Annotated in this window: 11 protein-coding genes; 4 read left to right on the forward strand and 7 right to left on the reverse strand. The window is 62.3% G+C overall.

Features of this window, described 5'->3' with window-relative positions; genetic code table 11:
• Positions 1-66: 66 nt before the first annotated feature.
• From EBB56_RS01935 to EBB56_RS01965, 7 genes are all read right to left on the reverse strand, one after another.
• Positions 67-1,068 carry an Ldh family oxidoreductase gene (locus EBB56_RS01935; RefSeq protein WP_124802586.1) on the reverse strand — a complete coding sequence of 334 codons (1,002 nt, stop codon included), beginning with the start codon at positions 1,066-1,068 and terminating at the stop codon, positions 67-69.
• Positions 1,065-2,000, reverse strand: a complete 936-nt coding sequence (locus EBB56_RS01940) for a hydroxyacid dehydrogenase (protein ID WP_108449801.1) — start codon at positions 1,998-2,000, stop codon at positions 1,065-1,067. Before EBB56_RS01940 ends, EBB56_RS01935 begins: the two co-directional genes overlap by 4 nt.
• Before the next feature lie 35 nt (positions 2,001-2,035).
• On the reverse strand, positions 2,036-2,644 hold the full coding sequence (locus tag EBB56_RS01945) for a tripartite tricarboxylate transporter TctB family protein (RefSeq protein WP_124802588.1): 609 nt from the start codon (positions 2,642-2,644) through the stop codon (positions 2,036-2,038).
• Complete coding sequence (locus EBB56_RS01950) at positions 2,641-4,164, reverse strand: tripartite tricarboxylate transporter permease (RefSeq protein WP_045993110.1); 1,524 nt, start codon at positions 4,162-4,164, stop codon at positions 2,641-2,643. Before EBB56_RS01950 ends, EBB56_RS01945 begins: the two co-directional genes overlap by 4 nt.
• A gap of 10 nt (positions 4,165-4,174) precedes the next feature.
• Positions 4,175-5,140 carry a tripartite tricarboxylate transporter substrate binding protein gene (locus EBB56_RS01955; protein WP_124802590.1) on the reverse strand — a complete coding sequence of 322 codons (966 nt, stop codon included), beginning with the start codon at positions 5,138-5,140 and terminating at the stop codon, positions 4,175-4,177.
• Between the two features lie 171 nt (positions 5,141-5,311).
• Complete coding sequence (locus tag EBB56_RS01960; RefSeq protein WP_045993108.1) at positions 5,312-6,481, reverse strand: UxaA family hydrolase; 1,170 nt, start codon at positions 6,479-6,481, stop codon at positions 5,312-5,314.
• 2 nt (positions 6,482-6,483) lie between these two features.
• Entirely contained in the window at positions 6,484-6,768 is a 285-nt protein-coding gene (locus EBB56_RS01965) for a UxaA family hydrolase (RefSeq protein WP_045993107.1), read from the reverse strand.
• A gap of 192 nt (positions 6,769-6,960) precedes the next feature.
• Here EBB56_RS01965 and EBB56_RS01970 point away from each other — a divergent pair, with 192 nt between their 5' ends.
• The 4 genes from EBB56_RS01970 (at position 6,961) to EBB56_RS01985 (ending at position 15,243) form a co-directional block, all read left to right on the forward strand.
• Positions 6,961-7,683, forward strand: a complete 723-nt coding sequence (locus tag EBB56_RS01970; protein WP_124802592.1) for a GntR family transcriptional regulator — start codon at positions 6,961-6,963, stop codon at positions 7,681-7,683.
• Positions 7,684-8,142: 459 nt separating this feature from the next.
• On the forward strand, positions 8,143-10,749 hold the full coding sequence (locus EBB56_RS01975) for a type VI secretion system Vgr family protein (protein WP_108449805.1): 2,607 nt from the start codon (positions 8,143-8,145) through the stop codon (positions 10,747-10,749).
• The gene (locus EBB56_RS01980) at positions 10,749-11,678 is read left to right on the forward strand and encodes a DUF4123 domain-containing protein (RefSeq protein WP_108449806.1); all 930 of its coding nucleotides are present in this window, start codon (positions 10,749-10,751) and stop codon (positions 11,676-11,678) included. The genes EBB56_RS01975 and EBB56_RS01980 overlap by 1 nt, the downstream gene beginning before the upstream one ends.
• Positions 11,647-15,243, forward strand: coding sequence for a T6SS effector BTH_I2691 family protein (locus EBB56_RS01985; protein WP_124802594.1), 3,597 nt, complete (start codon positions 11,647-11,649; stop codon positions 15,241-15,243). Before EBB56_RS01980 ends, EBB56_RS01985 begins: the two co-directional genes overlap by 32 nt.

Below are 15,243 nucleotides of genomic sequence, written 5' to 3' on the forward strand. Positions count from 1 at the left end.
GGGAAAGTCGTTCTAACACGCTATCCGCGAACTGTATCCGCGAACGCTATCCAGGAAGCCGCACGTCTAGGAAGCCGCAATGGCCGTCAGGTCATCCACCACCGCCGTCGGCAGCGTCAACCGATCATGGCTCTGGCGTCGCAGCTGGTGGCGCCGGTCGCCGGGCAGGCGTACGCCCGGCTGCTCGAGCATCGCGGCGAACAGCACTTCACAGCGCGCGAGCACATCGGGTGCGAAGCGATCGACGTCGAACAGCAGCATCAAATGACCGACGCCGGGTGGCTCTCCCTGCGCCTCGAAGAAAGACCCCGCCTCGAAACCGAAGCGACTACCGGAAAGCCCCGCGCACAACAGCTCCACCATCATCGCCAGCGCCGCCCCCTTGGCGTCTCCTGCCGGCACCATGCTGCCCTGGATGGCGGTCTCTGGATCGGTGGTAGGCGCCCCATCCGGCCCCACCGCCCAGCCCTCGGGGATCGGCTTGCCGGCCTTGCGCGCCAGCATCACCTTGCCCCTGGCCACCTTGGACAGCGACAGGTCCAGCAGCATGGGTTCGCCCTCGGGTCGCGGACAGGCGAAGGCGATGGGGTTGGTGCCGTAGAGCGGCTTGTGACCACCCCAGGGCGCCATGGCCGACGGCGCATTGCTGAATGCCAGCGCCATGAAGCCCTCCCGAGCCGCTCGCTCCACCGGTGCACCGGCCACCCCAAAGTGGTGAGAGCGTCCGATGGAAATCGCGCATAGCCCCTGCTGCCGCGCCACCTCGAAGCCGGCGTCCAGCCCGCTGGCGATGGCCGGAAAGGCCAATCCATGGTCGGCGTCGACCCGCACCACCGCGCCATCGGCTTCGGCCCTGGGTATGGCGCCGGCGTTGACCTTGCCGCTGGCGGCCTGGTCCAGATAGAATGGTAGGCGCGAGAGCCCATGGGACGGCAGACCGTCACGCTCGGCGTCGAGCAGCGCCTCCACCGTGATGGCGGCCTCGCGCTCGGGGAAGCCTCTGGCACGCATCGCCTCCATGGCGAGTTCCCGCGCCTGTTCGCGGGCAAGTATTGTCGTCTGGCTCATGCCACCCCCTCCGGTGTCAGTACCGCAACCACGTTCTCGGCGGTCATCTGGCTGATACGCGCGTTGGACTCCTCGGTCACCCCGGCGATATGCGGGGTCAGTACCAGATGGGGCACCCCTTCGAGCACCGAGCCTGCACCAAGTGGCTCCTGCTCGAACACATCGAGCATGGCCCCCGCCAGGCGTCCACTGGTGAGCGCCTCGGCCAGTGCCGGCTCGTCTACTACCCCACCGCGGGCGGCGTTGATGACCACTGCGCCGGGCTTCATGACGGCCAGGCGATCGGCGTCCAACAGGTGTCGGGTCTGGTCATTGAGCGGCACGTGGAGACTGACCACGTCGGCCGCGGACAGCAGCGCTTCCAGCGTCTCGCAGCGCTGGGTCTGGCCCCAGGCCGCAGACTCGGCCGGCAGGTGGGGATCAAACGCCAGCACCTCCATACCGAGGGCCCGGGCGAGCCCGGCGGTGACCTGGGCGATGGCACCAAAGCCCACCAGACCCAACCTCGCGCCGCTGACCTCACGCCCCATCAGCGCCTGGCGGGGCCACTCCCCTGCCAGCATGGCCGGGGTCGAGGCGTAGGCACCTCGGCGCAGCATCAGCGCCCCCGCGATCACGTACTCGGCCACCGAGCCGGCGTTGCCCCCCTGGGCCGGCTTGACCTCGACGTCGCGCTCGGCGCAGGCCCCGAGGTCGATATTGTCGAGTCCGACACCAAGACGCCCCACCACCTTGAGGCGCGGCGCCCGTGTCAGCAGTTCGCTATCGACCTGGGTCCGGTTGCGCACGATCAGCGCATCGGCGTCCGCCACCGCGTCCAGAAGGCGTCCTCGATCCTCGACCAGACGGGTGTCACACAGCACTTCGTGGTGCTCACCGAGCCAGGCCACCGCCTGCTCGTCCATGAATTCCGAAATCACTATCCTGGCCATCGTTTTACTCCCTCGATGTTGCCGTCGAAGCGGCCTCACAGCGTGAACCAGCGCCCCGCCGGCAGCGGAACATTGAGTACCAGCGCGAACAGGGCGTAGAAGAAGGCCACCAGCACGGCGCCGGTTGCCAGGTGTCCGGCCAGGCGACGAGGACTCCAGCGACGATACTGCGCCACCACCATCAGCCCGACGAAGCTTGCAAGGCCGGTCAGCAGGAAGCCGAGCCAGGGCAGCGCCAGGGCCCAGGCCAGCATGATTCCGACCAACGCCAGACGCCGCGGGGTCGAGCCGGAGCCCGAGTCCGAGCTCGAATCAGAGCTTGAATCAGAACTTGGATCAGAACTCGAATCAGAGCCCCGCTCATGGTTGGCCACCACCCCGCGCAGCCCAAGCTGCCCCAGGCGCAGCAGTCCCGCGACGATCACCACCAGCGAGATCACCGCAGGAAATACCGCCCCGAGCTGACTCATCTCACGGGTCTCCCACAGGCATAGAGCGGCGCCAGCGACGAATAGCGTCGGCAGCAGATACTCGCTTGTGCGGGAGCAGGAGGCCTGGATGGCGTGCTTCTTCTTGCCGGCAGCGCTGGTGTTGTGGCCAGTGCTCGTGTCGTGACCAGTGCTTCTGTTGTGAACAGCGCTCATGGCGACGCCTCCCCATTGATCGTCTTGTCCTGACGTCTTGCCTCACGCCGTGCCTTGACCATCGGGTAGAAGACGCTCAGCAACGACAACGCAATGATCGTCAGGCTGATCGGACCACCGAAGAAGGTAGCGAACAGCGATCCGCTGGCCCGCCCCATCAGGAAGCCCTGGACGAAGCCCTGCTCGGCAATGGGTCCGAGGATCAGCCCCAGCACGATGGGCGAGGGCCGAAAGCCGTAGCGATTGAGCACCCAGCCCAGCACCCCCAGGCAAAGCATGATCACCACGTCGCTGGCGCTGTTGCGGATGGCGTAGGTGCCGATCACCGTCATGAAGGCGATGGTCGGTACCAGCAGCGCCTTGGGAATGGAGATGATCGACTTGAAGGCGTAGCGCCCGATCAACAGACCCAGCGGCAGCAGCAGGCAGGTGGCCAGAAACAGCCCGGCGACGAAGGTGTAGGTGATACCGGCGTTGGTGGTGAAGAGCTCCGGTCCGGTACGAAAGCCCTGCACCAGCAAGGCCCCGAGGATCACTGCATCCGGCGGCGTGCCCGGGATGCCCAGCACCAGGGTCGGAATGAAGCCGCCGCCCACGGTGGCATTGTTGGCGGCCTCGGTCGCCAGCACCCCCTGAGGATTGCCCTTGCCGAAGCTCGCCGGTTCGTCGGCCACCCGGCGTGCCTCAGAATAGGACACCAGGCTTGCAATCGAGCCGCCCGCCCCGGGCAGGATGGCGACACCGGTGCCGATGGTCGCCGAGCGCAGCAGGTTCAGCTTGCCCTTGATGGCGATCGCCATGCCCTCGCGAAAGCGCACCCCGCGCGACACGCCATCCACCTTGAGGTGAGCGGCGGGTGTTGCCACCAGATCGATCAGCACCGGAATGCAGTACAGGCCGATCAGTGCCGAGACCGTCTCGATGCCACCAAGCAGCACCGGCGAGCCGTAGGTGTAGCGGATATCGCCGCCGATCACCGCGACGCCCACGGTGGACAGCAACAGGCCGAAGCCCGCCCCCATGAACCCCTTGAGGGTCGAGTCCTCGGACAGCGCCGAGATCAGCGTCAGCCCGAAGATCGCCAGCCAGAAGTACTCCACCGGCCCGAAGCTGAGCGCGACCTGGGCCAGCAGCGGCGCCAGCAGCAGCAGCGCCAGCACCCCGACCAGCCCACCGACCACCGAGGCGATGGTCGACAGGGTGACGGCCAGATCACCGTCACCGCGGCGGGCCATGGGATAGCCGTCGAAGGTGGTGGCGATGGCCGAGGGCGTGCCCGGCGTATTGACCAGTATCGCCGAGTAGGAGCCACCGTAGATGGCCCCGGTATAGATGGCGCCGAGCATGATCAGGGCCGACTCCGGCGCCATACCGAAGGTCACCGGGACCAGCACCGCCACCGCCATGGTGGCGGACAGCCCCGGCAGGGCACCGATGACGATGCCCGCCGTTACCCCGAGCAGGGCCAGCGCAAGATTGAGCGGCGACAGAGCGCCGAGCGCGTGAACGATAAGATCCATGGCGTTGACCTCAGTCGATCAGGCCGAGTTCTCGCGCGCTGGTCTCATACTGCTGGCTCTGTTCGGCCAGGAAATCGGCAACATCGTCATTGCCGACGTCCATTAACACGAAACCCAGATCCTCCATCTCCTGGCGGAACTGGGGATTCTGGTTGATCTGATCGAATATCTCGGACAACCGCGCCTGAACGTCTGCCGGCGTCTCGCTGGGCACCGCCATGCCACGATAGGCGCCGCCCACCATGTCATAGCCGAGTTCCTGGAAGGTCGGCACGTCGGGGAACAGCGGATGGCGCTCCTCGGCGGCCACCGCCAGCATGCGCACCTTGTCCTGATGGTTGGCAGCCACGGTGGTATAGCCCCACTCGGCCTGGACCTGGCCCCCCAGCAGAGCGGTGACCGCCGCGCCGGTGCCCTTGAAAGGAATGTAGGTGGTGGTGACGTCGGCCAACTGCTGGAAGCGCGTATTGGCCACGTCATTGGCACTGTAGGTACCGCTACCGGAGAAGGTCACTACACCGGGCGCCTGGCGCGCCGCCTCGACCAGATCTTCCAGGGTCTGGTAGGGGCTGTCCTCGCGGACCAGGATGGCGTCCGGCGAGTAGTGGAAGAAGTAGAAGTTGTTGACGTCCTCGGTGGCAAAACCGGCGTCCTTGCCCATCGGCTTGAGCACGATATGGGGCAGATTGGAGCCCATGATGGTATGGCCATCGGCGGTCATGTCGTTGAGCTGGGACCAGCCCACCGCGCCGCCGCCACCGGGCATGTACTGGATGATCAGCTGCTGGCCGGTGATCTCCTCGAAGTACTTCTGCTGCAGTCGGGCACTGATATCGGACTCGCCGCCCGGACCGAAGGGGATCACGTACTGCACGTCCTTGGCGGGAAAGTCCGCGGCGTCGGCGAGGGCCAGCGGGGCCACGAGGGTTGACGCCGCCAGCATCGCGGTCAGGGTCAGGGTGTGGGAAAGGCGCATGACGTTACTCCTGATGTTGTCGTTATGGGGTGGTCAGGATCTTCGCTACGAGCAACACGCTTTCATTGCTCGCCGTTCTTGCACAACCTTCTTTACTACAACGGCCTGCCCCTCCCGACGAACGGCGGGAGGAGCCGGTTTTTTTGCCAGATCGCCGCCTCGGGCGTTGGCTTAGGCGCTTTCGTACAGACGGGTCAGCACAAACTCCCGATGCCCCAGCGCCTCGGCGGCGGTATTGCGGCCATTGGCGGTGCGCAGCATCATTTCAAGCAGCTGATCACCGGCCTCTTCCATGTTGATCTCGCGCTTGAGGATCGAGGACACATCGACGTCGATGTGCTCGCTCATGGTGCGCACGGTGCGCGGGTTGGCGCAGATCTTCACCACCGGCAGGATCGGGTTGCCGATGACGTTGCCCTGCCCCGTCGGGAAGAAGTGCACCACGTAGCCGGCGGCGGCGCACAGGGTCACCATCTCGGCGGCGGCGGAAGACGAGTCCATGAACCACAGGCCCGGCTTGTCCGGCGTTTCGGCCTTGTCCAGTACGCCATCCACCTTGCAGCGACGGCCGATCTTCTGGATGTTGCCCAGCGCCTTCTCCTCGATGGTGGTCAGGCCACCTTCGATGTTGCCCTTGGTCGGCTGGGACTCGGACAGGTCGCTGGTCTTGTGGCGGTCGATCATGTCGCTGTAGCGATCGAACATCGCCTGGAACTGTTCACGCACCTCGGGGGTGGCGCAGCGCTCGGCCACCAGGTGTTCCCCGCCGGTCAGCTCTGAGGTCTCGCCGAATACCAGGGTGCAGCCGGCGTCGTACAGCTTGTCGAAGGCATCGCCCACGGTGGGGTTGGCGCCGCAGCCGGAGGTGGTGTCCGACTCGCCGCACTTGGTGGACACCCACAGTTCGCTGACGTCGCACTCCTCGCGCTGGATCTCGCTGGCGTACTGGACGAATTCCTTGGCCTTCTTGGAGGCGGCACAGATGGTGTTGTGATCACCATTTTGTTCGATCCAGAAGCCTTCGACCGGCTTGCCGGTGGCCTTGATGCCGTCCACCACCTTGTTGGTCCAGCCTGGCTCGATACCGATCACCACCACCGCCGCCACGTTGGGATTGCAGCCGGTGCCGATCAGCGTGCGGAAGTGCAGGTCCAGATCGGCGCCGAACTGCAGGCGGCCGTAGGGATGCGGCAGCGCCAGTGCGCCCTTGATGTTGTTGGCAACCGCTTCGGCGGCAGCATTGGAAATGTCGTCCACCGGCAGCACGATCACGTGATTACGGACCCCTACACGGCCGTTTTCACGCCGATACCCCTGGAACTTGCGACCCTTGATTTCCATGCTTACCACCTCTTTGTCTTGACGTTGTGTACGTGCAGGTGCTCGCCCTGCTTGATCGGCTGGACGACGCGACCGATATCGACGCCGTACTTCATCACGGTGTCGCCCTCATCGAGGTCACGAATGGCCAGCTTGTGACCGATGGGAATGGCGTCGCTCACCTCGAAGGTGACCGTCTGGTCCTGATGCATGACCCAGCCTGTCAGGGTCTGCCCCGCCTCGACGCCTTCGACCACCACGACCCCGACACTGTCGTCGGCATCGTGCACTACGAAATCGATGCTCATGCTGCCCCTCTCCTGAACGAATGTTGTTGACGTTGTGATATCGCCGGTTGGCCCTGGGCAGGTGTCGCTTGCTGCCCTCACAACTCATATATAGGACATAGGATATAGGTTAGTCAAGTATCAACTAGATTTCCCTCGAGCTATACTGGCGACGAAGAAACGGGCCTCGCCCAACGCAAAGAAGGAACCCGCATGGATCAGCCAAGCCTCAGCTACCGACCGCTCTACCAGCAGATCAAGGAGGTGCTGCTTCAGCGCATCGTCTCGGGAGAGTGGGCACCCGGCACCTTTATCCCCAGCGAGTCGGCGTTGGCCAAGGAGTATCAGGTCAGTGTCGGCACCCTGAGAAAGGCGCTGGACTCCCTGGCCAGCGACAACGTGGTGATCCGCTACCAGGGAAAGGGCACCGTGGTCGCCACCCACGATCAGGACAGCTCGCTGTTTCGCTTCTTCCACCTGACCCGGCTCGATGGCAGCCGCTCGCTGCCGACATCGCGCATCCTGGTGCGCGAAAGGCGCCCGGCCAACGAAGAGGAAATGGAGGTGCTGGGATTGGAGGACGCAGACGACGTCATCCATATTCGCCGCGTCAGGGAGCTCGACGAACGCCCCGCCCTGCTCGAGGACGTGGTGGTCGCGGCGACACGCTTTCCGACGCTGGAAAGCCTGCCGGAGACCCTGCCAAACACCCTCTATCAGCTGTATCAGCAGCGTTTCGGCTGCAACGTCAGCCACGCCGAGGAGCGCCTGTTTGCGGTGGCGGCGGGCAAGGACGAAGCCCACCACCTGGAAATCGCCGAAGGCAGTCCGATCCTCGAGATCCGGCGGGTAGCAAGAGATATTCAGGAGCAGGCGCTGGAATACCGAGTGTCCCGTTGCGAGACCCGGCATCACTGTTACTTCAACGAGTTGTAGCGCCCCGACCCAGCCAGGCTTGCTCGATTGTCGATGGCCAGGCAGCGTGGCTGATGTGGGCAGCCACTACTGGCCTTGAAGGGTCGATCATTCTCTCCCCCGTGGACGATATCCTGGCCACGGGGGAGCCTCTCTCATCAGCTTCTCTCCTCATCTACGCCAACGCAGCGCCCCGCCTCTAACCGCCACTTCCCCGCCCGACATACCGCGCGAGCCACTTCGTCACTCCCAGTTAGTTTGTACTGATCTTCTTACAAATCCACCACTTCCATTCATCCATCCATATCACCGATTCCCCCAGACAACCGATGATGCCTAATGTAGCCATAACCATTAGATAACGGTTCGCCGTCGCTCGCCCCGTACAAGTCCGACCCGAAGTTCGAAACACCTGAAGAGCGTTCCCGGACACGTTCTGGCGGAAGCGTGGGCATGGACACGCACAGGGAGCGCAAAGCAATGGAGAATGGCTCGGGCCGCTGGCTGGGATCACTGTTCGATACGGAACTCACGCAGGACGAACGACTGCTGAAACTCAGCGTCGGCAAGCATCCACTGATTCCCCATCGACTGGTGGGCAATGAGCGAATGTCCCACCCCTTCCGCTACACCCTCGACTGCATTTGCCAACGCGGAGATGTTGAGCTCAAACACCTGCTGGCAATGCCGGCCGAACTCGACATTCGCCAGGCAGACGGCAGCTATCAACGACGATCAGGCTTCGTCGATACGGCAGCGCTACTGGGAGAGGATGGTGGAGTCTTCTATTACCAGCTCGGGATAGTGCCCTGGCTGTCGCTCCTGCAACTCGGTCAGGACAGCCGCATTTTCCAGGACATGAACGTGCTGGATATTCTGGAAACGGTATTCTCGGCTTACGACATGGCCAACGGACGCTGGCTCATCCGCAGCCAGCGCCCGTATGCGGCCCGCAGCTATTGCGTTCAGTACCGCGAAAGTGACTTCCACTTCATCAGCCGGCTGATGCAGCAGGAAGGCCTCTACTACTTCTTCGAACACAGCGCCGATCAGGACCGCTATCCAGGGCATCGCATGGTGATCACCGACGACCTCACCGTCTGTCCGGCGGTCTCCCCCAGGGCGATTCGCTATCACCGTCAAGCCGCCACGGAGCACCAGGACAGCATCACTCAGTGGGGAGGTATCCGTCGCCAGCAACCGACCCGCATGACCATCGGCACCTGCGACTACCGGCAACCATCACGGCCCCGCCAATACGCACTGGATACCCTGCCCGACCAGGGAAATCTCAGTCCCCAGGAGTTCTACGACTATCCCGGGGCCTACTACTACGATACCTTCGATCGCGGCCGTACCCTGGTGGACAACCGCCTGCAGGCAGTGGAATCCCTGGCCAAGCGTTTTCGAGGCGCCGGCGGCACCCGACAGTTGCAGGCTGGCCATATCTTCTCGCTGGAACAGCACGAACGTCACCTGCACGGCGATGCCAGCGAGCGTGAGTTCGTCGTGCTCGACCTCAATATCCAGGCCGAGAACGCCCTGCCGGTATCCGCCCACCTCAGCACCCTGCCGGGCAGCCTGCAGCAAGCCCTGGATCAGGCCAGAAGCGCCCACGGTCTGCAGGACGAGAGCCCTCACCAAGACGACTACCAGCGTGCCGGCACCGGCCACTACCTGGTTGACTTCGAGGTGCAGCGCACCGTCGTGCCCTTTCGATCCACACTGGATCATCCACGCCCCGTTGTCGGCGGCCCCCACACTGCCATCGTCGTCGGCCCCGAAGGCGAAGAGATCCATACCGACCGCCTCAACCGCGTCAAGGTGCAGTTCCATTGGGATCGCAACGGACAGCACGACGATCGCTCGAGTTGCTGGTTACGGGTGTCCGAAGCCAATGCCTGCGCCAGCTGGGGGTCCGTGTTCGTGCCACGCATCGGCCAGGAGGTCATCGTCGACTTCCTCGAGGGCGATCCGGATCGTCCCCTCATAACCGGCCGGGTCTACAACGGTGATGCACAACCCGAGTGGCATTCCAACGGCCTGCTTTCGGGCATCAAGTCAAAGACCTACCGAGGCAGCAACTACAACGAACTGGTGTTTGACGACGCCACCGACCAGGAGCGTATCCGCCTCAACTCGGAACACGCCAAGAGCCAGCTCAATCTGGGCTACCTGATACATCAGCACGGCAACACGCGCGGGGACTTTCGTGGCACCGGCTTCGAACTGCGTAGCGATGCCTATGGCGCAATCCGCTCGAATCAGGGGCTGTTGCTGACCAGTTGGGGGCAGCTGGGGGCTGCAGGCGACCAGCTTGCGACAGGGCCCATCCATCAGGAACTGTCCAGCGCCTGGCACCTGTCCGATCGCCTGAGCAAGAGCGCCATGGAACACGGTGCCGATGTGCTGGAGACTCGCCTCGACCTCAAGCAGGCCGCCGAGGACACCCGGCAGATCTACGGCGAGCCAAACAGTTGTGCCGCCGACAGCGACGAGCAGTCCACCGCCGAGGCCGGCAGCCAGGCAGGCACCGGACAGGCATCCGGGCTCCAGCAACCCTGGCTGCATCTTGCCTCACCGGCCGGCATCGTCTTGAGTACCCCCGCATCGACACACCTCGCCCAGCACGAATCGTTCAGCGCCAGTTGTGGCGAAGACATCAACCTGGCCAGCCGACGCAGCCTGGTGGCCACTATCCGCGAGCGCCTGTCGCTGTTCGTGCAGCGAGCCGGCATCAAGCTGTTCGCCGCCCGAGGCAAGGTAGAGGTGCAGGCCCAGAGCGACCAGATGGCGCTGAGCGCGGAAAAGACCCTCTCCATCACCTCCACCGAGGGCAAGGTGCGTATCGAGGCCGCCCAGGGCATTGAGTTCATCAGCGGCGGAGGCGTCCTGCGCATCAAGGACGGCGATATCCAGATCCACGGCCCGGGTCTTGTCAGCCTCAAGGCCACCACGCACAGCTTGGCCGGGCCTTCATCGCTGGATCCCGCGCTTCCCTACCTGCCGGACTTCGCGCCGAAAATCTGCCCGCGCAGCAACGGCCAGGCCAGCAAGGACGGCGGCGGCATCGTGGAGGGCAACTGATGTCGAGCGAACCGGCAAGCTCAACTGACAACACACTCCAGCGCCTTCGTCTGCAGGCCAGCACCTCCAGGCTCTACGCACTGATCGATCCTTCCCAGGACGAGCGCTGGCAACTTTCCTGCGACGAACTGGAACTGGCGACCAGGCAGTTTCGCATCATCGCCAACCCCTTTATCGACCTACCTCCATGGCGGCGGCTCTACCTCAAACCGCTGGAGGTGCGGGACATCGACATCCCCGAGCTGGTAGCGCAGCAACGTAGCAGCCTGCCAAGCAAGCGTACGGAGCCAAGCGGGTTTTGCGCCTTGGTCACCTCGTCGGTCCTGTCGATCTCCCTGAGTCGGTGGATCGAACGCCAACTGACGGTGACCAGTCCCGAAGGCAAGACATGCCTTCTGCGTTTTTTCGATCCAAGGGTGATGGAGCTGCTCGCCTTTCTGCTGGAACCCGGTCAGAAAACCCTGCTATTGCACCCCTTCACCGGCTGGTTCTATTTCGACCACCAGCAGGTCCTGCGTGAAATGGAGATTCCCCGGGAGCCGCCTCCAGCGCCCTTTACCTTGTCACCGGAACAATGGGCCTCGCTCAAACGCAGCGGCACCATCAACCACCTGATCGACAAGTGGCGCTCGCTTGAGCCTGACAGTGCAGCGGAGGCATCACCAGAGCGTATCAACGCGCTGATGCGGACTGCTGAACGGCATGGACTCCACACGCCTGCCGACCAGCAAAGGTTTGTCCTGCATGGTCTCCACGTGGGGGATGACTTTCATCGACACCCCTTCATGCAGCGCCTGTTGGAAAGCATCGGTCCGAGCCAGCGCTACGGCGATCTGACCGCCGCCCTGCCGGTTGCCGAGTGGAACGAGATCTCAACCTGGACGAGGAATACGGCTCATGGTCAATCCAGACCTGCTCAAGCGGATTGATGACGCCTGCATCGATCTACCCGGCGTGCAATCAGGACAGTGCCCTCTGTGCGAGAGAGTGGGTCTCCCCATCCTGCCGGTGCGCTTGACTGTGTGTGAGCGCACCTCGTTGACCTCCGGCTTCACCGAGTTACCGGCGGACAGGGTAACGGAGTTCACCGATATCCGGCTCAACCAGGCCGTGACCGACCAGGGGACCTCACCACGCACGTTGGGAGAACCCGTACGCAGCTATCTGGGCGACACCACCGATAGCCAGGTCAGCAAATATATCCTGCGCCAGCTCAGACCCGGCTACTTCTATCTGCTCGACGACGAGAACACTCGCAATACCAGCGACGGCGAGACGACGGGAGATCGCGTCAACCACAATTGGTATGCCTATGTCGTCACGACCGACGGCATGTTCTATCAGTTTGCTGTCAGTGAGGCGCCCCCCTCCCCGGAACAACCCGAATTTGCCTGCGGGCTGAACGACGAGGAACGGCGCTTCAAGACGGTCAGCGCTTCGACCATCGCCCTGGACAGCGTCGACACCGCCACCAACATCTACTACCTGTACAGCGAGCACGCGCTTCCCATCACCTTTCTCAACCACCTGCGCACCGCCTCCCACAGTGACGGTCGGCGCCTGCGCGACGTAGCCATGCAGCGCTTCGACGTCGCCGCCTGGCGCGACAACAAGACCCAGCAGCCCTTCGCCTTCAGCGCCGAGGAGCTCTCGCTGGTCGCCGAGTACAGCGACAATGCCGCCGGCATGGAGGCCTTCTTCTGGCCCGATCAGAACAATCGCCAACTATTCACCCGCGAGGAACTGCGCCAAGCCATGGGACAGCGTCTTCGCGCCGCCTCGCAGCAACTAAAGGACAAGAGTCTGGTACTGGCGGTGCATGATGAAGTCGGCCTGATCAACGAACTCAACGCCTACCGCCAACGACCATTGGAGCTGCTCGAGGAGTTTCTTCAACAGTATGACCCCCAGGGATACCTCAATCGGCGCAACCTGCTGTGCTACAAGGCCATCGAGATCTTCGAGGAAAATTACCGAATACAGCGGCAGATTGCCCAGGCCCCCCTGAACCAGCGGATTGAAGAGGCCAGCCAACCGACAATCGACTCCAAGCAGCAACGGATAAATCAGATAGATCGGCAGATCGAAGCGATACGCTCCGACGGCGATCCCAACTGGCTAGATAGACAGCGGATCGAAACACTACGTATTGAAAGGCGCGACCTGCAGCGTCAGATCGATGCAGAAAGGAGGAGCATCGAACTGCTGACCCAGGAACCCGAGCAACTTATCTCCGCCTACAACAAGGAGCTAGCGGACTACTATACCTTGCCGGACGCTCCCGTAGATCCCGAGACAGGGAAACGCATCAACCCCGAGCTTGAAGACTTCAAGGCGAAGTACAAAGCGCTGGTGGAGCTGATCAATCAGCTGGTACGGGCCTTTGATGAGGACTACTCCCTGTGGGTCGAGGCACACCTTGATCGCGTCACAGTACGCTACTCCGACGATGTCTATGCACCCGGGCTGGGACTGAGCGGAGTACTCTCCAACGCACTGCTGGGCGGCATTCTAAGTGATGCCAGCAAATGGTTGTGGGACAGGCTAGCCAGCGCCATCGACTCAGCTGACTCATTGCTGATAAAGGCCATGTTCTCCAACCAGCGTCGCTTGATCGACGACGCCATTACCGTTCGCCAGGCGCTACCGGCCAAAGCCTACGTACCGCCCAGGGTCTTGCTCAGATGGCGGGAGCAGTATCGTGAGCTGCTGCATGGCGAGCGTGAGTTTCGCTACGACACCACCATGGCCGGACTCATCGCCACCATGGGCAACAGTCTCTACGCCCAGGCGCTACAGGACGCCTCCAAGGTCATTCCCGACACGCCACCGGACCCAAATTCTACCGCTGACGCGGACGCCGGCAACGATGGTGGTACAACAAATATCAACAGCAACAACAACGCGATCGACGCGGCAGACCTCCCATCCGTCAAGGCGCTGGAAAGTTTCAACCGCTATCAGCAGTTGATCATTACCGGCAGCTACGACGTGCAGCAGATCCAGGCGTCACAGGACGCCAATGACCCTGCCCAATACCTCCACCTGCCAGTGCTGGCGAGCGTTTCCGTCGGCCGCAAGGACTTCCACGACTGGCTGGATACGCTGACGCGCCAACTCTATCCCAAAGGCAAGGCCAACCCCGACGCCTCCGGTGCTCTGCAGTTCCACGAGGACGACGGCGTGGGAGGCAACTTCTCCGTCACCCATATCGAGAATGACCATCAAATCACCGTGGTCATCCCCATCGATACAACCGCCCCGGACTTCCTGGATCGCTACAACACCACTACCGATGACTTCGGCGAAGACGATATTGCAAAAAGCAACTGGAACGATCGGCAAAATGCGCGCGATCTAGGCAGCTACATTGCACAGGGCATCGGCGGCACCAACCACCCCGCCGTCGCAGGCCTCAGGAATACGTCCACGAGGGTTCAACTGCTGCTGATCTACTACAACAACTTCAGCATCCTCAACAGCGAATTTTCCTCAGGCGACGCAGACGGCATCCAGGTAACGCTTGCCTTGACAAAACTCATCATTGCCTCGGTCGACACCTTGCAATTCGCTGCCACTCTTTTGGCCAGTACCGACGGCGCCCTGGCATCGCTCGTCCGGCGCCTGCAGATCCTCAGGCTGCCAGGCGACGCCATCATAGGGGTACTCAGTATCGCGGATGGTCTAGACAAACGTGCCAACGCCCATCGGGCGGCCTTGTTGGGCCTGCCGGAGAGTATTCAGAATAAACACAGGACCGCCGGCAATATCGATGTTGCCAACGGTGTCGTCGCCTTGGTCATTGTCGTAGCTGTCGCTGTCGGGCCCATTAGCGCACCTGTCGCTCTTTTCGCGGGTGTTGCCAACGGGGTGGTTACCTCCGTTTTGAAACTCATCCTTGGGCCTGGACTCAACATCCTGGTCGCCTTCGCCGTCTCCTGCTGGGTGACCCGCTGCCGATATGGCGTTCGCGATGAGCTAGGCCAGGTACTGCCCTACGACTCCATGGAAGAGGAACAGAATGGCCTGGAACTGGTGTTCAAGGGCGTGACGGTGGAAATGTTGCTGCAAGAGCCAGATGACTACGAAAGCTATGGGGTGGTACCGACTCAAGGGCAATGGGATATCGTCAGGGAGCGCTCCCGTCAGCTACCACGCACACTTAGCATTCTGATCACCGTACCGGATTTGGATGAGATGGAGATTGGATTAAAACTGGAGCTTGGAGAGGATGATCAAAAAGAAACACTATTTCAAGAGGAATATATTAGAACGGAAGGTAGCGACACATTAATAAATAGGAAAGAAGACACCCCAAGTCTAGAGAATGACGATCGAGTTAGTATCTCAAAGAGCGGCAGCCTTTATGCCATAATTTTTAAAGATCTCGTTCATAGCAACCGACCACCAAAATTGCTTTCGCTTCACGTCAGTTTCTCTGGCTCAGATAGTCCAGCCGATGCCAATTCCGGAACATTCACGATGAGAATATAA

It is taken from the genome of Halomonas sp. YLB-10 (genome assembly GCF_003856855.1).
Lineage (GTDB): Bacteria > Pseudomonadota > Gammaproteobacteria > Pseudomonadales > Halomonadaceae > Halomonas > Halomonas litopenaei.